Below are 20,507 nucleotides of genomic sequence, written 5' to 3' on the forward strand. Positions count from 1 at the left end.
GGTGTGAGGCTGGGAGGAGTCGCTCTTGCACAACGGAGTGCGACGGGCCTGTGACCGGCTTTCGGGCATTCGTCGGATTTTGGCAACGCGGCCCTGAAAAAGAAAGCGTGGTCGAACCGGCACATTGCCAGCGCCTCCGGATTTTGTGAGAATCCACGAACATAAAAGAGCAAACGTTTCATCCAAGAAACTGGCTCGCACCATTAGAGCAGACATGCCGTGGGCGAGTTCAAATGTCAGGGGGTCACCTTGCGACGGGGCATCTTGTCGGGTCTTCTACGCCGAACTACGGTCGGCGTAGATATTGGGTCGTCCAGCGTAAAGGTCGTCGAGCTGTCCGTGGGGACGGGCAAGAACGACTTCAGGCTGGAAAAATGCGCCAGCGAACTGCTGGACCGCAACGCCGTTGCCGATGGCAACGTGGTCAACATCGAAGCCGTGGGCATCGCGCTGAAACGCGCGCTCGGCAAGGCCGGCATCCGCACCAAGGACGTCGTGCTTGGCGTGCCGTCCATGCTGACGGAATCCCAGACGGTCAGTCTTCCGGACAACCTGTCCGAGGACGAACTTTATTCGCAGGTCGAATCCGAGGCGCATCGCCTCTATCCGCCTTCGCAGGCGGTGAATTTCGACTTCGCGGTGATTGGTCCCAGCGAAACGGAAGGCGGCATCGGCGTACGCGTCACGGCCGCCAACAGTGATCGTGTCCAGGAACGCGTGACAGCGGCCGAGATGGCCGGCCTGAAACCGCAGGTCATGGATGTGGAGGAATACGCCGTGCAGCGTTCGGTCGTGCAGATGCTGGGCGTTCCCGCCAGCCTGACCGAGACCGATGCCAAGGACCTGCCCGTGGTGGCGGTCGTCCATCTTGGCGGAAGCCGCTCCAAGGCCATTTTCTACCAGGGCTGGAAGGAACTGTACGAGCAGCCGCTGAACAGCTACGGCGACCAGCTCACGCAGAGTGCGGCACGCATGTTCACGCTCGATGCGCTCAAGGCGGAGATCAAGAAGCGCAAGAACACGCTGCCCGAAGCCTGGCGCGCGCAACTGCTCAAGCCGTCGCTCGAGGCATTGGCGATGGAAGTGCAGGGCGCCATCGGCAACTTCATCGCCAGTTCCAGCCTCGGTCGCGTCGACGAAATCCTCCTGTCCGGCGGACACGCGTCGCTGCTAGGCGTACAGGCAGCGATCCAGCAGCAGACGCAGATCACGACCACGCTGGCCAATCCCTTCGCAAACATGACGACCGCAGGCAAGGTCAACGAGCGCTATCTCCAGCGCGACCTGCCTGCCTACATCGTCAGTGCGGGACTGGCGCTGCGCGGACTGCAATAACCCATCGAGGGGACACGCATGTCCACGACGACGAATACCATTCCGTCGGTCAACCTGCTGCCGTATCACGAGGCCCGCAAGGCGGCCCGGCGCAAGAAGGTCTACACCATGCTGGGCGGCGCCGCGGGCGCCGGCGTGCTCGTGGTGTTGCTCGGGGGTTTCTACATCGATGCACAGATCGATGAAGTGACCCGGCTGAATCAGACCCTGAAGACCGAAAACGCCCGCATGGACGGGCAGATCGCCGAAGTCAATTCGCTCAAGAAGGACATCGAATCGCTGCTGGACCGGCAGCGCGCCATCGAGAGCCTGCAGGCGCAGCGCAATCTGCCGGTGCAACTGCTGGAGGAGCTGGTGCGACAGGTGCCAGAAGGCGTGTACCTGACCAGTCTCAAGCAGACCGGCGACGACTTCGTCATGGCCGGCGTTGCGCAATCCAACGAGCGCGTATCGGAACTGCTGCGCAATATCGGTCAGGTGCAGTGGCTGGATCGCGCCGAGCTGGTGGAATCGAAGGCCATCACCATGACCAACAATCTGCGTGAGCAGCGCAGATTGTTCGACTTCTCGATGCGCTTTTCCTACCGCGCACCGGAGCAGCCTGCCGACAAGAAGGGCACCGGCGGGGCCTCGGGCGCCGCTGCCAAAGCCGCGAAGGACAAGGTCTGACCATGGCGCTCAATTCCGATATTTCCCTGCAGGACCTGACCACGCAATTTCGCGGTCTGAACCTGAACGAGCCGGAAACCTGGCCCGCAGCGCCGCGCGTGCTGTTTTCGATTCTTGCTGCGGTGATCGTGCTGATTCTGGGCTGGCAGTTCTACTGGACCGACAAGAGCGACGAACTTGATCGCAGGCACGCCGAAAACGCGACGCTGAAGACGCAGTTCAAGACCAAGGTCGCCCAGGTGGCCAACCTCGACGAACTGCGCAAGCAAAAGGTCGAGGTCGAAAAGCGCGTGGCCCTTGCCGAACGGCAACTGCCGAACAGCACCGAAATGGATGCGTTGCTGGCTGACGTGAATCACGCCGGCGTGGCGCGCGGGCTCCAGTTCGAACTGTTCAAGCCGCAGCCCGCCACGGTAAAGCCTTACTTCGCCGAGATTCCGGTCAACCTGAAGGTTACGGGCCGCTATCACGATGTTGCGCTGTTCAATGCCGACGTCGCCGCGTTGTCGCGGATCGTTTCGATGCGAAACCTGAACATGTCGGTGGCCAAGGACGGCACGCTATCGATGGAAGCCGTTGCCATGGCTTATCGTGCGCTGGATCCTGACGAGCAGGCCGCACAGCGTCGCGCCGCGGCCGACGCGGCCGCCAAGAAGACCAAGGCGGGAGGCGCCAAATGAGCCCTGTCCGCGTGAATCGAGTTCGCCTGCCTGCGTGGCGCACGCTTGGCGTCGCCGCCTTTGCGGTCATCGCGCTGGGCGGCTGCGGATCCAGCGACGACGAAGGCCTGCGCCAATGGATGAGCCAGACCCGTGCCGCCAAGGCGCCGCCGCCAGAGCCCCTGCCCGACGTCAAGCCGTATGTGCCGCGCGAGTATGGTGGTCGCGCATCGCCGGAGCCCTTCGCGCAGACGAAGATCGGCGAATTGAACAAAACGATGTCCGAGTCGCCGGAGGCCGGACGGCGACACGAGCCGCTCGAGGATTTTCCGCTGGAAAACTTCAAGATGCTCGGGATGCTGAAGAAGAACGGCGAGACCTACGGTGTCGTACGCGTAGATAACAAGATCCATCATGTAAAGGTGGGTCAGTATCTCGGCCAGAGTTACGGCCGGGTGGTCCGCATCACCGATCAAGAGATCGTGTTGCGCGAATTGGTTCGGGAAGGGGTCTCAGATTGGAAAGAGAAAATGACCAGCCTGAAGCTGGAGGCATCCGCATGATCACCGTACGTTGGGTCCGGGCGCTTGCGGGCGCTGCAGCGATGGCGCTGGTGCTGGCCTCTCCGGCCGCATTGGCACAGAAGAATCAGCTCAGGCAGGTGGAAGCCAACGTCGTGGGCGAGCAGACCGTGTTTACGGTCGACCTGCAGGGTCCGCTCGCGCAGAAACCGGTGGATTTCACAACCCAGAATCCCGCCAAGATCGCGATCGATTTTTTCGATACGGGATTTGGCGCGGGGCGTGCGCAGTACGAGTACGCCGGCAAGCTGCTCAAGAGCGCAAACGTGATGCAGATCGGGGACCGCACGCGGGTTGTGCTGAACCTGAGCCGCACTACCACCTACCGGACCGAAATGCGCGGCACGCAGTACGTCGTGCTGCTCGATAACGTGGTGCAGGCGCCCAATGCCGCGGCGCCGACGTTCGCGCCCACGGCTGCCGCGGCCGCCGCAGCCCAGTCGATGGCGGTCAACCGGCCGTCGGTGCGCAATATCGACTTCCGCCGCGCGCAGGACGGTGCGGGCCGCATCGTGGTCGATCTCTCGTCGCGCGATTCGGGTATCAACATCGCGCAACAGGGACAGAACCTGGTGGTCGATTTCATGGGCACCTCGCTGCCAACGGATTTGCGTCGCCGCTTTGATGTCACGGACTTCGGCACGCCGGTCCAGGCCATGCGCGCCGCGGACACCAATGGCAGCGCGCGCCTGACCATCGAGCCGCGCGGCAACTGGGAATACAGCTCGTACCAGACTGACAACCAGTTCGTCGTGGAAGTCCGCCAGGTCAAGGAAGATCCGAACAAGCTGATCTCGGGCCAGGGCTATCGCGGCGAGCGCCTGTCGCTGAACTTCCAGAACATCGACATCCGCTCGTTGCTGCAGGTGTTCGCCGACTTCACGAACCTGAACATCATCACCAGCGATACCGTGCAGGGCAACCTGACGCTGCGTCTCAAGGATGTTCCGTGGGACCAGGCCCTGCAGATCGTCATGGATTCGAAGGGTCTTGCCTCGCGCCGCAACGGCAACGTGCTGTGGGTGGCACCGAAGGCTGAACTTGCCACCAAGGAAAAGCTGGAACTCGAGTCGCTGCAGCAGATCAACGAACTCGAGCCGATCCGCAGCCAGGTCTTCCAGCTGAACTACCAGCGCGCCGACGACGTGCGCCGGATGCTGCTGGGCATGCCGGCGACCGGTGGCGCGGGCGGCGGTGCGGCGCCGGTGGCCGCGGTGGGCGGCGCTGGCGCAATGGGCGTGACGCGCATGCTGTCCAAGCGTGGCTCGCTGACGGCGGACCCGCGTACCAACCAGCTGTTCGTGTCCGATATCGCGGGCAAGCTGGAAGAGGTGCAGATCTTCCTGCAGAAGATCGACATCCCCGTGCGCCAGGTGATCATCGAGGCGCGTATCGTCGAAGCCAGCGACACCTTCAGTCGCAACCTTGGCGTGAAGCTTGGTTTCGCCTTGCCACGCGCCGGCAGCGCGCTTGGCAACACGTACCAGAACGTTGCGTCGCCGTTCACGCAGGATGCCAAGTGGGATAACAGCCCGGCGCTGAGCCTGCCGGCGGCCGCGATCAACGGCACCAATCCGGCATCGGTGGCATTCAGTATCTTCAATGCCGGCGCGGGCCGTTTCCTCGACCTGGAACTGTCCGCGCTCGAGGCGGACGGCAAAGGCAAGATCATCTCCAGCCCGCGCGTCGTGACGGCCAACAACATCAAGGCCCTGATCGAACAGGGCACGGAGCTGCCGTACCAATCGGCCACCTCCAGCGGCGCCACGTCGATCCAGTTCCGCAAGGCCAACCTGAAACTGGAAGTCACCCCGCAGATCACGCCGGAAGGCAACGTGCTGCTGGACGTCGACGTCAACAAGGACAGCGTGGGCATCCAGACCGTCAACGGCTTCGCCATCGACACCAAGCACGTGCAGACGCAGGTGCTGGTAGAGAACGGCGGTACCGTGGTGATCGGCGGCATCTATAGTCAGGAAGAATCGAACAACTACAACAAGGTGCCGTGGCTGGGCGACATCCCGGTGCTGGGCAATCTGTTCAAGAACAACGCCAAGGTCAACAACCGGACGGAACTGCTGGTGTTCCTGACCCCACGTATCCTGAACGACAGCGTGTCGCTGAAATAATGCCGGCCGGGTGCAGCACAAAGCCCGGATGCAGTAGACTGGCAGGCCGCGTCGGATTCGGACGCGGCTTTTTTCATTTTGGCGGCATCGTTAGTGGTGGCGACAGCCAGCCGCGGCGGGCCCGTTGCGATGATGCACAATGGCGGATGCATCACGTCGAGACGGACCTGGCCCTGACGGTCGGCGTGTCGATGCCCCAAGCCTTATCGTGCAAGACAGTCCAGTGACAGCCAATCGCCCGAACCTATTCTTTGTTGGCCTGATGGGCGCCGGCAAGACTACCGTCGGCCGCACCGTGGCCCGGCGCCTCAACTATCCGTTCTTCGATTCGGACCATGAACTCGAGGCGCGTTGTGGCGTGCGCATTCCGATCATTTTCGAGCACGAAGGCGAGGCCGGATTTCGCGACCGCGAGGCGCAGATCATTGCCGAACTGACCGCGCAGCGGGGCATCGTCCTGGCCACTGGCGGCGGTGCGGTGCTGCGTCCGGCCAACCGCGAGGCGCTCAAGGCCAACGGCACGGTGGTCTATCTGCGCGCCAGTCCGCACGATCTATGGCTGCGAACGCGCCATGACCGCAATCGGCCGCTATTGCAGACCGAGGATCCGAAGGGGCGCCTTGAGGCGCTCTATGCGCAGCGCGATCCGCTCTATCGCGAAGTCGCCGATTTCGTCATCGAAACCGGCAAGCCGACCGTGGCGCAGCTTGCTAATATGGTTCTTATGCAACTTGAAATGGCCGGTTTCACGTTTGCCCCCGCAGATTCCGAATGCGAATCCGCTGCCGATGCGGCGACTGGACAACCGGCGCAGGACACCCATTCATGATTACGTTGGAAGTCGATCTCGGGACGCGAAGCTACCCGATCCATATCGGCAGCGGCCTGCTGGACCGCGCCGACCTGCTGCAGCCGCATATCCGCGGCCAGCACGCCGTCATCGTGACCAATGAAACGGTCGGTCCGCTGTACGCGGCGCGCGTCGAAGCCGCCTTGAGCGGCCTGGGCAAGACCGTGCGAACCGTGGTGCTGCCCGACGGCGAGCGGTTCAAGCAATGGGAAACGCTCAACCTGATTTTCGATGCACTGCTGAAGGCGGGCGCCGACCGCAAGACCACGCTGATTGCCCTTGGCGGCGGCGTGGTGGGCGACATGACCGGGTTTGCCGCAGCCTGCTACATGCGCGGCGTGCCGTTCGTGCAGATGCCGACCACGTTGCTGGCGCAGGTCGATTCGTCGGTCGGCGGCAAGACGGGCATCAACCACCCGCTGGGCAAGAACATGATCGGGGCGTTCCATCAGCCCAACGCCGTGATCGCGGACATCGATACGCTGCGCACGCTGCCATCGCGCGAACTCGCGGCAGGGCTCGCCGAGGTCATCAAGCACGGCGCGATTGCTGACGCCGATTACTTCGGCTGGATCGAGCAGAACATCGCGGCGCTCAATGCGTGCGACGCCAGCCTGATGGCGCAGGCCGTGCGACGTTCGTGCGAGATCAAGGCAAGCGTCGTGGCGCAGGACGAACGCGAGGGCGGGCTGCGCGCCATCCTCAATTTCGGCCATACGTTCGGACATGCAATCGAAGCTGGCATGGGCTATGGGGAGTGGCTGCACGGCGAGGCCGTCGGCTGCGGCATGGTGATGGCGGCAGATCTTTCGCATCGGCTTGGCTTTATTGATGTCGAAACGCGTGCGCGCATCCGCACCCTTACCCAGGCGGCGATGCTGCCCATCGTGGCGCCGGATCTCGGCGTCGACCGTTACGTCGAATTAATGAAGGTGGACAAGAAGGCGGAGGCGGGCAGCATCAAGTTCATCCTGCTGCGCAAGCTCGGCGAGGCCTTCATCACTACCGTGCCGGATCAGGATCTGCGCGACACGCTGCGTCACGCGGTACTGAAACCGCCAACCGAGGCGCCAGTCGCCTGAGCGATTGGTTATGCCTTGCAACCCTGAACCACCCAACGGATTACTGGATTGCCCGCATGACCACTCAAGTGACTGACCTCGAAGCGCATCTCGCGCCCTACGCCGCACGCTCCGCGCAAACGCGCGGCCGGGTGCATGCGGAGCCGGCGTCGTCGTCGCGCAGTGAATTTCAGCGCGATCGTGACCGCGTCATCCACAGCACCGCATTTCGCCGGCTCGAATACAAGACTCAGGTCTTCGTGAACCATGAAGGCGACCTGTTCCGCACGCGGCTGACCCATAGCCTGGAAGTGGCGCAGATCGCGCGGTCGATTGCTCGAAACCTGCGGCTCAACGAAGATCTGGTCGAAGCCATCTCGCTGGCTCATGACCTCGGGCATACGCCGTTCGGCCATGCCGGCCAGGACGCGCTCAATGGCTGCATGAAGAATCACGGCGGCTTTGAACACAATCTGCAGAGCCTGCTGGTGGTCGACGAGCTCGAGGAGCGTTATGGCGGTTTCAATGGCCTGAACCTGACGTTCGAAACGCGCGAGGGCATTCTCAAGCATTGCTCGCGCGTCAATGCCGCCGCGCTGGGCGAGCTTGGACGCCGCTTCCTGGAAGGCACCCAGCCCTCGCTCGAAGCGCAACTGGCCAATCTTGCCGACGAGATCGCGTACAACAATCACGATATCGACGATGGACTGCGTTCCGGCCTGCTGACACTGGAACAGCTCGACGAGGTGCCGATGTGGGCCCGGCATCGCGCCGAAGTTGCCGCCGTGTTCCCCGGTATCAATGGGCGCCGGGCGATCAATGAGACGGTCCGGCGCATGATCAACACGCTGATCATCGACCTGATAGAAACCACCGCGCGCAATATTGCGGCGGCCAATCCCAAATCGATCGACGCGGTACGCGCGGCTGGCCCGCTGGTGTCGTTCAGTCCGAAGATCCACGAGGAAGCCGCCGCACTGAAGCGTTTCCTTTTCCGTCATCTGTACCGGCATTACCTGGTCATGCGGATGTCCGCCAAGGCGCAGCGCATCATTTCAGATCTGTTCGGTGCGTTTATGCAGGACCCGCGCTTGCTCCCGCCGCAATATCAGGCGGGCCCCGGGGCGGACCAGCCGCGCCTGATCGCGCACTACATCGCCGGCATGACCGACCGCTATGCGATTCGCGAACACCGCCGCATTTTCGCGGTCAGCGAAAGCAATTCCATTGGCTGAGCGATAAACGGGGACAGATCGGGATATCATGCGCGCATCCTTGCTGATGAGTGCGCGATGGCCCGCCTTCCCCGATTCTCCCCCGCCGGTTTGCCCGTTTTAGTGTTGCAACGCGGCAACAACCGGCAGCCGGTATTCCTCGGCCCGGAAGACTACCTCCATTACCTCGATTGCCTGCGCATGGCGGCGCGCGAGCACGAACTGGCGATCCACGCGTTCGGCCTGCGGCCCAACCATATCCACCTCGTTGCCACGCCCAAGACGCCGGAATCACTGAGTCTGACGATGCAGGCGGTGGGCCGTCGTTATGCGCGGCATTTCAATCGCGTGGCCAATCGAACGGGAACGTTGTGGGAAGGGCGTTTCCGCTCCGCTGTCATTGAGCCGGACACCTGGCTGCTGCCGGCCATGCTTTATGTCGAGGGTAATGGGATGCGCGCCGGCGACGTGACCGCGCCCGAGCACGATCGCTGGAGCAGCTACCGTCACCACGCCGGCATCGAGGCAAGCTCGATTGTGAGCGATCACTCTGCGTATTGGGACATGGGAAATACGCCGTTTGAGCGCCAATCCAACTATCGCGCGCTGACTGCCGAGGGCTTGTCGGGCAAGACGCTGGAGACGTTGCGCCAGCATGCGCACAGCGGCTGGCCGTTGGGCGACGAAGCGTTTCTGGCCCAACTTGCCCGGCACGCCACCCGCCGGATCCGTCCGCTGCCGAAAGGGCGACCTCGGAAGCACGCCGCCGAGGCCGTGGACGACGCCGGCACCGCTCCAGCCGACATGGACGCCTGAGGCGACGCACCAACGTGTCGCATTCCACCGGCACATTCGCCCGACTTTAATATGTCCCCAATTAAATTTGGATTCTGTTTGGTGCAATCTAAAATGTGTTCTGACCCCATTTAAAATTTTTGCGGGCACGAGACGATTCTCTTATAGTGGCTGCACCCACAGTCATTGTGCGGCGCGTCACGCCTGTGTACGCCGCTGCGGTCCCGCTGTCAGCCAGGCCCATCGAGAGGTTTTGCGACAGTCATCCCGTTCGGTCTGCCTTGCTGGCTCGCAGCCTTCACCGGAATTCAGCCCGTGGACCACTCGCAACAACCCACCGATCTCGCCGCCCGCCCGCAGGCCCAGGGCCTGTATGACCCGTCCAACGAGCACGACGCCTGCGGCGTCGGCATGGTTGCGCATATCAAGGGCAAGAAATCCCACGAAATCATTTCGCAAGGGCTAAAGATCCTTGAGAACCTCGATCACCGGGGTGCGGTTGGCGCTGACGCGCTGATGGGCGACGGCGCGGGCATCCTGATCCAGATTCCGGATCAGTTCTACCGCGAGGAGATGGCCAAGCAGGGCGTGAAGCTGCCGCCGGCCGGCGAATACGGCGTCGGCATGATCTTCCTGCCGAAGGAACATGCCTCGCGTCTGGCGTGCGAACAGGAACTCGAACGCACCGTGCGCCTGGAAGGCCAGGTCGTACTGGGCTGGCGCGATGTTCCGGTCGATTGCAACATGCCGATGTCGCCGACCGTGCGCACCACCGAGCCGGTGATCCGCCAGATCTTCATCGGCCGCGGTCGCGACATCATGACCACGGACGCGCTGGAACGTAAGCTCTACGTCATCCGCAAGACGGCCAGCCACGCCATCCAGGCGCTTAAGCTCAAGCATGGCAAGGAGTATTTCGTGCCGTCGATGTCGGCGCGCACGGTCGTGTACAAGGGCCTGCTGCTGGCCAACCAGGTGGGCGAGTACTACCGCGACCTGCAGGATTCGCGCGCGGTGTCGGCGCTGGCACTGGTGCACCAACGCTTCTCGACCAACACGTTCCCCGCCTGGGAATTGGCCCACCCGTACCGCATGGTCGCCCACAACGGCGAAATCAACACGGTCAAGGGCAACGTGAACTGGGTGAACGCGCGTACCGGCGCCATCTCGTCGCCGGTGCTTGGCGACGACCTGCCCAAGCTCTGGCCGCTGATCTATCCGGGCCAATCGGACACGGCTTCGTTCGACAACTGTCTCGAACTGCTGACGATGGCCGGCTACCCGCTCGTCCACGCGATGATGATGATGATCCCGGAAGCCTGGGAGCAGCACACGCTGATGGACGACAACCGCCGTGCCTTCTACGAATACCACGCCGCGATGATGGAGCCGTGGGACGGCCCCGCCGCGATCTGCTTTACCGACGGTCGTCAGATCGGCGCCACGCTCGACCGTAACGGCCTGCGTCCGGCCCGTTTCTATGTCACCGAGGACGATTTCGTCGTGCTGGCCTCGGAAGCCGGCGTGCTGCCGTTCCCGGAGTCGCGCATCGTCCAGAAATGGCGTCTGCAGCCGGGCAAGATGTTCCTGATCGACATGGAGCAGGGCCGCATCATTGACGACAAGGAACTCAAGGACAACCTGGCCAACGCCAAGCCGTACAAGAGCTGGATCGATGCCGTGCGCATCAAGCTCGACGAGATCGAAGCCAAGCCCGAGGACGTCGCCGCCGAGAAGAAGCCGGTGTCGCCGCTGCTCGATCGCCAGCAGGCATTCGGCTACACCCAGGAGGACGTCAAGTTCCTGATGGCGCCGATGGCGCTGGCCGGCGAGGAAGCCACCGGCTCGATGGGCAACGATTCGCCGCTGGCCGTGCTCTCGTCCAAGAACAAGACGCTCTATCACTACTTCAAGCAGCTGTTCGCACAGGTGACCAACCCGCCGATCGACCCGATCCGCGAGAACATGGTGATGTCGCTGGTGTCGTTCATCGGCCCCAAGCCGAACCTGCTGGAACTGAACAACATCAACCCGCCGATGCGTCTTGAAGTGGCCCAGCCCGTGCTGGACTTCAAGGACATCGCCAAGATCCGCAACATCGAGCACTACACCGGCGGCAAGTTCCGTTCGTACGAACTGAACATCTGCTATCCGGTGGCATGGGGCAAGGAAGGCATCGAGGCGCGCCTGGCGTCGCTGTGCGCCGAGGCCGTGGATGCCGTGCGTTCGGGCTACAACATCCTGATCGTGTCGGACCGCCGCGTCGACGACGGCCACGTGGCCATCCCCGCTCTGCTGGCAACGTCGGCCATCCACCATCATCTGGTGGAAAAGGGCCTGCGCACGTCCGCCGGCCTAGTGGTCGAAACCGGCTCGGCTCGCGAAGTGCATCACTTCGCGCTGCTGGCGGGTTACGGCGCGGAAGCTGTCCACCCGTACCTGGCGATGGAAACGCTGGCCGACATGGCCGCGGGCCTGTCGGGCGACCTGTCGCCGGAAAAGGCCGTCAAGAACTTCGTCAAGGCGATTGGCAAGGGCCTGTTCAAGGTGATGTCGAAGATGGGCATCTCCACGTACATGTCGTACACCGGCGCGCAGATTTTCGAAGCCATCGGCCTGTCGCGCGAACTCGTGCAAAAGTATTTCCACGGCACGCCGTCGAACGTGGAAGGCATCGGCATCTTCGAGGTGGCCGAGGAAGCGCTGCGCCTGCATCGCGATGCCTTTGGCAGCAGCCCGGTGCTGCAGAGCATGCTCGACGCCGGCGGTGAGTACGCATACCGTGTCCGCGGCGAAGAACACATGTGGACCCCGGATTCGGTCGCCAAGCTGCAGCACGCAGTGCGCGCCGACGACGGCCGTGGCCAGTACCAGACGTACAAGGAATACGCGAACATCATCAACGACCAGAGCCGCCGCCACATGACGCTGCGCGGCCTGTTCGAGTTCAAGGTCGATCCGGCCCGCGCGATTCCGCTGGACGAAGTCGAGCCCGCTAAGGAAATCGTCAAGCGCTTTGCCACGGGCGCCATGTCGCTCGGTTCGATTTCGACCGAAGCGCATGCCACGCTGGCCGTGGCGATGAACCGCATCGGCGGCAAGTCCAACACCGGTGAAGGCGGCGAGGACGAGAAGCGCTACCGCAATGAGCTGCGCGGCATCCCCATCAAGCAGGGTGATACGTTCAAGAGCGTGCTGGGCGACCACGTCGTCGAGAAGGATCTCGAGCTGAAGGACGGCGATTCGCTGCGCTCGAAGATCAAGCAGGTGGCGTCGGGCCGTTTCGGCGTGAGCGCCGAATACCTGGCATCGGCCGACCAGATCCAGATCAAGATGGCGCAGGGCGCGAAGCCGGGCGAAGGCGGCCAGTTACCGGGCCACAAGGTGTCCGACTACATCGGCAAGCTGCGCTATTCGGTGCCCGGCGTTGGCCTGATTTCGCCGCCGCCGCACCACGATATCTACTCGATCGAAGATCTGGCACAGCTGATCCACGACCTGAAGAACGTGAACCCGGCGTCGGACATCTCGGTCAAGCTGGTGTCCGAAGTGGGCGTGGGTACCGTGGCAGCCGGAGTGGCCAAGGCCAAGGCCGACCACGTGGTGATCGCCGGTCATGACGGTGGCACTGGCGCATCGCCGTGGTCGTCGATCAAGCACGCCGGCACGCCGTGGGAACTGGGCCTGGCCGAGACGCAACAGACGCTGATGCTCAACGGTCTGCGCAACCGTATCCGCGTGCAGGCCGATGGTCAGATGAAGACCGGCCGCGACGTCGTGATCGGCGCGCTGCTGGGCGCCGACGAGTTCGGTTTTGCCACCGCGCCGCTGGTGGCCGAAGGCTGCATCATGATGCGCAAGTGCCACCTGAACACCTGCCCGGTGGGCGTGGCGACGCAGGATCCGGCACTGCGCAAGAAGTTCCAGGGCAAGCCCGAGCACGTGGTGAACTTCTTCTTCTTCGTTGCCGAGGAAGCGCGCGAAATCATGGCGCAACTGGGCATCCGCACGTTTGACGAACTGATCGGCCGCGCCGACCTGCTCGACACGCGCGCCGGGATCGAGCACTGGAAGGCCCGCGGCCTGGACTTCGGCCGCATCTTCTACCAGCCGCCGTTCCCGGCCGATGTGCCGCGCTACCACACCGACGTGCAGGACCACGGTCTGTCGGTGGAAGCCGGCAAGGCACTGGACCACACGCTGATCGCCAAGGCGCGTCCGGCTATCGACAAGGGCGAACGTGTGTCGTTCATCCAGCCGGTCAAGAACGTGAACCGCACGGTCGGCGCGATGCTGTCGGGCGTGGTGGCCAAGCAGTACGGCCATGAGGGCCTGCCGGACGACACGATCCACATCCAGTTCCAGGGCACGGCAGGCCAGTCGTTCGGCGCGTTCCTGGCGCACGGCATCACGATCGACCTCGTGGGCGACGCCAACGACTACGTGGGCAAGGGTCTGTCGGGCGGCCGAGTGATCGTGCGCGCGCCGCATGAATTCCGCGGCGATCCGACGCGCAACATCATCATCGGCAATACCGTACTGTACGGCGCAATCGCGGGCGAGGCGTTCTTCAACGGCGTGGCCGGCGAGCGTTTCGCGGTGCGTAATTCGGGCGCCACGGCCGTGGTGGAAGGCACCGGCGACCACGGTTGCGAATACATGACGGGCGGCACCGTGGTGGTGCTGGGCAGCACCGGCCGCAACTTCGCGGCGGGCATGTCGGGCGGCGTGGCCTACGTATATGACGAGGATGGCCTGTTCGACCGTCGCTGCAATACGTCGATGGTGGCGCTGGAAGCCGTGCTGGCTTCGGCCGACCAGCAGAAGGGTCAGCCGGAAGCGCAATGGCACAAGATCGGCGGCAAGCGTCAGCTCGACGAAGTCATCCTGCGCGATCTGATCGAACAGCACTTCCGCCACACTGGTTCGGAGCGCGCCAAGGCTTTGCTGGCCGACTGGACCACGGCACGCCGCAAGTTCGTCAAGGTCTTCCCGACCGAGTACAAGCGCGCGCTGGGCGAAATGTACGCCAAGGAACAGGCTGCCCGCGACAACGATCGCGAACCGGTAGCCGCCTGACCGGCAGCCACACGACGAGAGGCGCCGCGGCCCGTGCTGCGGCGCCAACAAGATACTGACCCCACGCGAGGCCGGCACGGCCGCCTCGCGCCAAGCAAGACCAAGGATGCAACATGGGTAAGGCGACTGGCTTTCTCGAATTTCCGCGCCAGAACGAAGGCTACGAACCCGTAGTCAAGCGCGTGAAGCACTACAAGGAATTCGTCTTCGCACTGTCGGACAGCGAAGCGAAGATCCAGGGCGCGCGCTGCATGGATTGCGGGATTCCGTTCTGCAACAATGGCTGCCCCGTCAACAACATCATTCCCGACTTTAACGACCTGGTGTATCGCCAGGACTGGAAGTCGGCCATCGAAGTCCTGCACCAGACCAACAATTTCCCCGAGTTCACGGGCCGCATCTGCCCGGCGCCTTGCGAGGCGGCGTGCACGCTGGGCATTAATGAACTGCCGGTCGGCATCAAGTCGATCGAGCACGCGATCATCGACAAGGCTTGGGAAGAGGGCTGGGTTGAGCCGCAGGTGCCCAAGCACAAGACGGGCAAGACGGTCGCCGTGGTGGGCTCCGGTCCCGCGGGCATGGCTGCGGCGCAGCAACTGGCGCGCGCCGGTCACGACGTAACCGTGTTCGAAAAGAACGATCGCATCGGCGGCCTGCTGCGCTATGGCATTCCCGACTTCAAGATGGAGAAGGGCCTGATCGACCGCCGCATTGAACAGATGCAGGCCGAAGGCGTGACGTTCCGCCCGGGCGTGATGGTGACCGATGGCGACAAGCTGCCGGCCGGCATCAAGAACTACGCGCGTGAAACGGTCTCGGCCCAGGCGCTGATGGAACAGTTCGACGCCGTGGTGCTGGCCGGCGGCGCCGAAGTGCCGCGCGACCTGCCGGTGCCGGGGCGCGATCTGGCCGGCGTGCACTACGCGCTGGAAATGCTGATCCCGCAGAACAAGGAAGTGGCCGGCGACGGCATCAACGAAATCCGCGCCGACGGCAAGCACGTGATCGTGATCGGCGGCGGCGACACGGGTTCCGATTGCGTGGGCACGTCGAACCGTCACGGTGCCGCATCGGTGACGCAATTCGAACTGCTGCCGCAACCGCCCGAAGAAGAGAACAAGCCGCTGGTCTGGCCGTACTGGCCGATCAAGCTGCGCACGTCGTCGTCGCACGACGAGGGCTGCTCGCGCGACTGGTCGATCGCCACCAAGGAATTCATCGGCGAAAACGGCAAGGTCACCGCGCTGAAGGCATGCCGCGTGGAGTGGAAGGACGGCAAGATGCAGGAAGTGCCGGGCAGCGAGTTCGTGCTGCCGGCAGACCTGGTGCTGCTGGCGATGGGCTTCACCAACCCGGTGGGTTCGGTGCTCGATGCGTTTGGCGTGGACACCGATGCGCGCAAGAACGCCAAGGCGTCGACCGATGGCGACCGTGCGTACTACACCAACGTGCCGAAGGTGTTTGCCGCCGGCGACGTGCGTCGCGGCCAGTCGCTGGTGGTCTGGGCGATCCGCGAAGGTCGCCAGGCCGCCCGTTCGGTCGACACGTTCCTGATGGGACACTCCGAGCTGCCGCGCTGATCGCGCGTTGTAGGTAAAAAAGCCCGCACGGGGTTCTCCGGGCGGGCTTTTTGTTTTGGGACACGGTAGATCAGGGTCCTATGGCGTTTCCCATACCCCCGCCTCGATTGCCCGCTCCAGCATGCCGATGGTCAGTGGCAGCCTCTCGTACTTTTGACGAGTTTTCCGCGAGAACGGCATGGCGAGGATCTCGAGCAGATTGAAGCCCTCCGCGCAGAAGTAACGCTGAAACGCGTAGTCGCCACGATCGATGCCAAAGTGCTCGAGTAATTTCTCCATGAATTCAAAGGCTTCGTCGCCCGTTAGGTCCAGGTCGCGTTCAAGGCTGTCGGTGCGGGAAATGCGTCTGCCTTCCGGAAGGCCGGTGCTTTGCCGAATAAAAGCGGTAAGTGCCGCAAGCGTGGCGTCTGTCATGAGAAGACCTTGTCCTCGGTTTTGACCAATCGGTTGTACTGGCCCACTGAGTTGACAGTGATGATGGCTACGTCCCGGGCGAGGAGTGCCCACCCCAGAACCGGAACAGAGCGGCCGACGAACGTGCCAAGATTTCGTGTCATGAACACTTTCAGCTGCCTGACGCTCGCGTTCGTGACAGTTGGCAAGATCCTTCGCTTCAGATCGTAATTCAGATAGGTTCGCGCAACCTTCGACGCAATGGAGGTCCGCGGCGTGGCCCCCCTAAATTTTCCTCGAGTGGGCACCCAGTTCTGCCCCGCCAGAATTGCCCCAACGGTAGCGAAATCTTCAATGCCGAGCTGCTTGCAGGTCTCGTCGATGGTGACGAGCAGAAGTAATTCTCCGGGCGAAAGACTTTCGTGGATGCCATAGCGATAGGTGTTGCCCACACATAGATCTCTAACTCTGTTGAGCTGGAAACCGTGTCGCCATGCCGCCGGTGAAGAAATCGGACTTCAGCGAGTTCCCGGTCGGACTTGCTGCACGTCAAATACCGGGCGAGATGTTTGGTCACTCAACCTGTCAGCCTCCCGTCAACCGCCGAATCTACGCTCCATGAGGATGGCGTCGGCGCCGTAGGCGGCCAGTTTGTGGGCGTGGGGAGCGGCTTCGTGTGCGGTGAGCGGGGCGTACCCGATCCTGCGCCACCAGGTGGCGGCCGACTGTACGGCGATCAGGCGTGACGAGGTCAGGCCAAGTGCGCGGGCCGACTGTTCGGCGGTGGCGTATAGGCGGGCGGCCAGGCCGGTGCCTTGGCCGGCCGGCGCCACGGCCATGTCGTGGACGAACCAGGTCAGGGGAGTGGCGGGTGGCCAGTCGCGCGCCAGCACGCCGTCGAGCGCTGGGAGCGTGGCCTCCGGCCAGGCGTGGGTGAACAGGTAGGCGGCCAGTCGGCCTTCGGGCAGGGCAGCCACCCAGCAGGTGGCGGGCGACAGGTGTAGCCGGCTTGCCAGCGCCTGCCGGGTTTCGATCAGATCATTGCCATAGCACTGCGCCTGGACCGCGAGCACGGCAGGCAAATCGTCCTCTTGCATGAGGCGCACGATGATTTCGGACATCCCGTGATTATACGAACGCTCACATCCGGGTCCTCCCGGAGAGCGTTTACGCGGTCTGTGCCCGCTCTCGTATTGTCCCTACAATTTCTCCAAAAGATAACGAAGAAACTGCCTCGAATCCCTTTCAGCCGATGTGGTGCTGCGGACGTGTGCCGCGGTCCGGAGGAAATTGATGTCCGAAGTGCGCAAATGCATGCGTCTTTGGCGAGGTAAAGCTAATTTGCCCATGCTCGCCGCTCGGTGGCTCAGTGTGTCGATGGCCTGCGTGGCGAGTTCGGCAACAGCCCTGGCGCAACCTCCCGCCTTTGCCCAGCTCGCCAGCATTCCGCCCGTTAGCCGGGCCGAAATGGCGGGTCGTTCCGTGACGTTCCCAGCGCGCGCCTTGCGCATGATCGTTCCATTCCCGGCTGGAGGAGTGGCTGACGCCGTCGCGCGGCTGCTGGCCGAGCGTCTCGCGGTGCGGCTTGGCGTGCCCGTCGAGGTCGACAACCGGCCCGGCTCGGCAGGCACGATGGCCGGCGATATGGTCGCCAAAGCCAATTCGGACGGACATACGCTGCTGTTTCACCAGGCCAATATGCTGATTCAGCCCGGTCTCGAACCGGTGCCGTACGACGTGATCCGCGACTTCACACCAGTGGCCCGCGTCGCGGCGACCCCGCTCTTTCTTGTGATCGACGGGCATCTGCCGATGACAACCGTGCAGCAATGGGTCACGGCGGTCCGTTCAAGCCCGGCGTCCTACAGCTACGGTTATGGCCAGCCCGGCAGCCCTTCGCATCTGTATGCCGAATATGCCGTGCGCGGTATTCCCAACAGCGTGCCGCTGGTCACCGCCAAGGGCGAAAGCGCTGTCGTGCAGGAAATGCTGGCGGGCCGCATCAGCGCCTGTTTCTGTTCGTGGAGCTCGGTCCAGTCGCATGTCCGCTCGGGCGCGCTGAAAATTCTCGGTGTGACGGGGCCGATGCGGTCGCCGGTGGTGCCCAGCGCGCCGACGCTGCAGGAATCGGGCATGGAGGGATATGGCGCCCTTGCCTGGTACGGCGTCATGGCACCCGCCAAGACCCCGCGCGCCATCATTGCGCGACTGGCCAATGAGCTGGACAGTGTGACCAACGAACGAGATGTGCGCGCGCAGTTACTTGCGGCGGGGCTCTCGCCGGTGCGCGATTCCCCGGAAGCCTTTGCGACGGCGATTCGCTCGGAATCCGTGCAATGGCAGGTCATTCTGCGCCAGGCCGGGCCGCGCGCCGAACCCTGACTATCAGTGCGACCGGCCGTATGTCCGGCCTGGGACTCGCTGCAAGAGCAGATTGTTGTCGCCCGTGCAATGGTGAGATCACCACACGGGACGATAGCGGATAGGTGGTAGCCCTTATAATGGCCGTCCATCCAAATCCCGCCCCCCAAGTGACCGCTATCGTGCCGAATCCGTCTGGCCAGCTTTTTACCGGCCCGAATGTCGTCGAGCTTGCGGATGTAGATTTTGCATACGCACCCGGCGACAAGCCCATTCTTAGCGGGCTTTCCATGCGTTTTCCGCGTGGGAAGGTGGTCGCGGTCATGGGTGGCTCGGGTTGCGGCAAGACCACCGTGATGCGCCTGATCGGCGGCATGGTGCGTCCGCAGCGCGGCAGCGTCACATTCAACGGCGCGGATATCGACGCGATGGGCCAGAAGGACCTCTATGCGGTCCGCCGCCAGATGGGCATGCTGTTCCAGTTCGGCGCGCTGTTCACCGATCTGTCGGTCTTCGACAATGTGGCGTTTCCGTTGCGCGAGCACACCGACCTGCCCGAATCGATGATTCGCGACCTGGTGCTGATGAAGCTCAACGCGGTGGGGCTGCGTGGCGCGCGCAACCTCATGCCAGCGCAGATTTCCGGTGGCATGGCGCGGCGGGTCGCGCTGGCGCGGGCGATCGCGCTCGATCCCGCGCTGCTGATGTACGACGAACCATTCGCCGGACTCGATCCGATTTCGCTCGGTCTGACCGCGAAACTGATCCGCGATCTCAACGACGCGCTGGGCGCCACGACGATCATCGTCTCGCATGACGTGCAGGAGACGTTCCAGATCGCCGACTACGTCTATTTCATTGCAAACGGCGGGATTGCCGCCGCAGGCGCGCCCGAGGACCTGCGCGCGTCGAGCGATCCGTTCGTGCGGCAGTTCGTCCACGCGCAGGCCGATGGCCCGGTGCCGTTTCACTATGCCGCCCCGTCGCTGGCCGACGATTTTCTTGCCGGAGGCGCGCGTTGACCGGCTTCTTCACCACTATCGGCGCCGCCGTGCGCCAGTTCGTCGCGGGCCTGGGCCGCGCCACGCGCATGTTCTTCGCGCTGCTGGCGTTGTCGCCCGCATTGTTGCGCCGCTCCCGGCTGGTGTCCGACCAAGTGTTCTTCGTCGGCAACCTGTCGCTGGTGATCATCGCCGTGTCGGGGCTTTTCGTCGGTTTCGTGCTGGGTCTGCAAGGCTATTACACGCTGAACCGCTACGGCTCCGAACAGGCGCTCGGCCTGTTGGTGGCGCTGTCGCTGGTGCGCGAGCTGGGACCGGTGGTTTCCGCGCTGCTGTTTGCGGGCCGCGCCGGCACGTCGCTGACTGCCGAAATCGGCCTGATGAAGGCGGGCGAACAACTCACCGCAATGGAAATGATGGCGGTCAATCCGCTGCAGCGCGTGATCGCGCCGCGCTTCTGGGCCGGCGTCATCGCCATGCCGATCCTGGCCGCCATCTTCAGCGCGGTCGGCGTGCTCGGTGGCTATCTGGTGGGCGTGCAGCTGATCGGCGTGGACGCCGGCGCGTTCTGGTCGCAGATGCAGGGCGGCGTCGACGTGCGCGCCGATATCCTCAATGGCGTGATCAAGAGCTTCATTTTTGGCATCGCCGTGACGTTTATCGCTTTGTATCAAGGTTTTGAAGCCAACCCGACGCCGGAAGGCGTGTCGCGCGCCACCACTCGCACCGTGGTGATGGCTTCGCTCGCCGTGCTGGGGCTGGACTTCCTGCTGACCGCGCTGATGTTCAGCTGAGGCCGG

At 63.4% G+C, this 20,507-nt stretch carries 17 protein-coding genes; 14 read left to right on the forward strand and 3 right to left on the reverse strand.

The annotated features are described in order from the left end of the window. The first annotated feature begins 264 nt into the window (after positions 1–264). From pilM to AC1RKI_RS25010, 11 genes are all read left to right on the forward strand, one after another. Positions 265–1,335: a type IV pilus assembly protein PilM gene (gene pilM, locus AC1RKI_RS24960; RefSeq protein WP_200899015.1), complete on the forward strand. Its 1,071-nt coding sequence runs from the start codon at positions 265–267 to the stop codon at positions 1,333–1,335. Positions 1,336–1,353: 18 nt separating this feature from the next. Further along, on the forward strand, positions 1,354–2,004 hold the full coding sequence (locus tag AC1RKI_RS24965; protein WP_061956503.1) for a PilN domain-containing protein: 651 nt from the start codon (positions 1,354–1,356) through the stop codon (positions 2,002–2,004). A gap of 2 nt (positions 2,005–2,006) precedes the next feature. Beyond that, the gene (locus AC1RKI_RS24970; protein ID WP_061956501.1) at positions 2,007–2,684 is read left to right on the forward strand and encodes a type IV pilus inner membrane component PilO; all 678 of its coding nucleotides are present in this window, start codon (positions 2,007–2,009) and stop codon (positions 2,682–2,684) included. Next, positions 2,681–3,226, forward strand: a complete 546-nt coding sequence (locus AC1RKI_RS24975; protein ID WP_492798007.1) for a pilus assembly protein PilP — start codon at positions 2,681–2,683, stop codon at positions 3,224–3,226. Before AC1RKI_RS24970 ends, AC1RKI_RS24975 begins: the two co-directional genes overlap by 4 nt. Further along, the gene (locus tag AC1RKI_RS24980; RefSeq protein WP_150980920.1) at positions 3,223–5,373 is read left to right on the forward strand and encodes a type IV pilus secretin PilQ; all 2,151 of its coding nucleotides are present in this window, start codon (positions 3,223–3,225) and stop codon (positions 5,371–5,373) included. The genes AC1RKI_RS24975 and AC1RKI_RS24980 overlap by 4 nt, the downstream gene beginning before the upstream one ends. 223 nt (positions 5,374–5,596) lie before the next feature. Beyond that, positions 5,597–6,202 (forward strand): shikimate kinase, encoded by a 606-nt coding sequence (locus AC1RKI_RS24985; RefSeq protein ID WP_492798005.1) that lies wholly within the window; start codon positions 5,597–5,599, stop codon positions 6,200–6,202. Then, entirely contained in the window at positions 6,199–7,305 is a 1,107-nt protein-coding gene (gene aroB, locus AC1RKI_RS24990; RefSeq protein ID WP_492798003.1) for a 3-dehydroquinate synthase, read from the forward strand. Before AC1RKI_RS24985 ends, aroB begins: the two co-directional genes overlap by 4 nt. Before the next feature lie 56 nt (positions 7,306–7,361). Continuing rightward, positions 7,362–8,519: a deoxyguanosinetriphosphate triphosphohydrolase gene (locus tag AC1RKI_RS24995; RefSeq protein WP_061956491.1), complete on the forward strand. Its 1,158-nt coding sequence runs from the start codon at positions 7,362–7,364 to the stop codon at positions 8,517–8,519. 57 nt (positions 8,520–8,576) lie between these two features. Further along, a complete protein-coding gene (locus AC1RKI_RS25000) occupies positions 8,577–9,314 on the forward strand; it encodes a transposase (protein WP_150980922.1) in 738 nt (245 codons plus the stop codon). Between the two features lie 390 nt (positions 9,315–9,704). Continuing rightward, the gene (locus AC1RKI_RS25005) at positions 9,705–14,372 is read left to right on the forward strand and encodes a glutamate synthase-related protein (protein WP_492798041.1); all 4,668 of its coding nucleotides are present in this window, start codon (positions 9,705–9,707) and stop codon (positions 14,370–14,372) included. Between the two features lie 113 nt (positions 14,373–14,485). Continuing rightward, a complete protein-coding gene (locus tag AC1RKI_RS25010) occupies positions 14,486–15,952 on the forward strand; it encodes a glutamate synthase subunit beta (RefSeq protein WP_061956485.1) in 1,467 nt (488 codons plus the stop codon). A gap of 78 nt (positions 15,953–16,030) precedes the next feature. On the opposite strand, the gene AC1RKI_RS25015 is transcribed toward AC1RKI_RS25010, so the two are convergent. The 3 genes from AC1RKI_RS25015 to AC1RKI_RS25025 all read right to left on the reverse strand — a co-directional run bounded on the left by AC1RKI_RS25015 (position 16,031) and on the right by AC1RKI_RS25025 (position 17,466). After that, positions 16,031–16,366 (reverse strand): DUF1493 family protein, encoded by a 336-nt coding sequence (locus AC1RKI_RS25015; RefSeq protein WP_227458819.1) that lies wholly within the window; start codon positions 16,364–16,366, stop codon positions 16,031–16,033. Beyond that, on the reverse strand, positions 16,363–16,797 hold the full coding sequence (locus AC1RKI_RS25020) for an STM2901 family protein (RefSeq protein ID WP_244786210.1): 435 nt from the start codon (positions 16,795–16,797) through the stop codon (positions 16,363–16,365). The genes AC1RKI_RS25015 and AC1RKI_RS25020 overlap by 4 nt, the downstream gene beginning before the upstream one ends. A 144-nt stretch (positions 16,798–16,941) precedes the next feature. After that, positions 16,942–17,466 (reverse strand): GNAT family N-acetyltransferase, encoded by a 525-nt coding sequence (locus AC1RKI_RS25025; protein ID WP_492798000.1) that lies wholly within the window; start codon positions 17,464–17,466, stop codon positions 16,942–16,944. A gap of 172 nt (positions 17,467–17,638) precedes the next feature. On the opposite strand from AC1RKI_RS25025, the gene AC1RKI_RS25030 reads away from it, so the two are divergent. From AC1RKI_RS25030 to mlaE, 3 genes are all read left to right on the forward strand, one after another. Further along, positions 17,639–18,727 (forward strand): Bug family tripartite tricarboxylate transporter substrate binding protein, encoded by a 1,089-nt coding sequence (locus AC1RKI_RS25030; protein WP_061956479.1) that lies wholly within the window; start codon positions 17,639–17,641, stop codon positions 18,725–18,727. 149 nt (positions 18,728–18,876) lie between these two features. Next, on the forward strand, positions 18,877–19,728 hold the full coding sequence (locus AC1RKI_RS25035) for an ABC transporter ATP-binding protein (RefSeq protein WP_061956477.1): 852 nt from the start codon (positions 18,877–18,879) through the stop codon (positions 19,726–19,728). Continuing rightward, positions 19,725–20,501 carry a lipid asymmetry maintenance ABC transporter permease subunit MlaE gene (gene mlaE, locus AC1RKI_RS25040; protein ID WP_061956475.1) on the forward strand — a complete coding sequence of 259 codons (777 nt, stop codon included), beginning with the start codon at positions 19,725–19,727 and terminating at the stop codon, positions 20,499–20,501. Before AC1RKI_RS25035 ends, mlaE begins: the two co-directional genes overlap by 4 nt. The last annotated feature ends 6 nt before the right edge of the window (positions 20,502–20,507 follow it).

This window comes from Cupriavidus sp. GW822-FHT06G04 (assembly GCF_058799075.1).

Bases quoted from the DNA above. Each gene is read 5' to 3' on its own strand.
- AC1RKI_RS24965 (WP_061956503.1), top strand. From the start codon at position 1,354: ATGTCCACGACGACGAATACCATTCCGTCGGTCAACCTGCTGCCGTAT.
- AC1RKI_RS24970 (WP_061956501.1), top strand. From the start codon at position 2,007: ATGGCGCTCAATTCCGATATTTCCCTGCAGGACCTGACCACGCAATTT.
- AC1RKI_RS24975 (WP_492798007.1), top strand. From the start codon at position 2,681: ATGAGCCCTGTCCGCGTGAATCGAGTTCGCCTGCCTGCGTGGCGCACG.
- AC1RKI_RS24980 (WP_150980920.1), top strand. From the start codon at position 3,223: ATGATCACCGTACGTTGGGTCCGGGCGCTTGCGGGCGCTGCAGCGATG.
- aroB (WP_492798003.1), top strand. From the start codon at position 6,199: ATGATTACGTTGGAAGTCGATCTCGGGACGCGAAGCTACCCGATCCAT.
- AC1RKI_RS24995 (WP_061956491.1), top strand. From the start codon at position 7,362: ATGACCACTCAAGTGACTGACCTCGAAGCGCATCTCGCGCCCTACGCC.
- AC1RKI_RS25000 (WP_150980922.1), top strand. From the start codon at position 8,577: ATGGCCCGCCTTCCCCGATTCTCCCCCGCCGGTTTGCCCGTTTTAGTG.
- AC1RKI_RS25005 (WP_492798041.1), top strand. From the start codon at position 9,705: ATGGTTGCGCATATCAAGGGCAAGAAATCCCACGAAATCATTTCGCAA.
- AC1RKI_RS25010 (WP_061956485.1), top strand. From the start codon at position 14,486: ATGGGTAAGGCGACTGGCTTTCTCGAATTTCCGCGCCAGAACGAAGGC.
- AC1RKI_RS25015 (WP_227458819.1), bottom strand. From the start codon at position 16,366: ATGACAGACGCCACGCTTGCGGCACTTACCGCTTTTATTCGGCAAAGC.
- AC1RKI_RS25025 (WP_492798000.1), bottom strand. From the start codon at position 17,466: ATGTCCGAAATCATCGTGCGCCTCATGCAAGAGGACGATTTGCCTGCC.
- AC1RKI_RS25030 (WP_061956479.1), top strand. From the start codon at position 17,639: ATGTCCGAAGTGCGCAAATGCATGCGTCTTTGGCGAGGTAAAGCTAAT.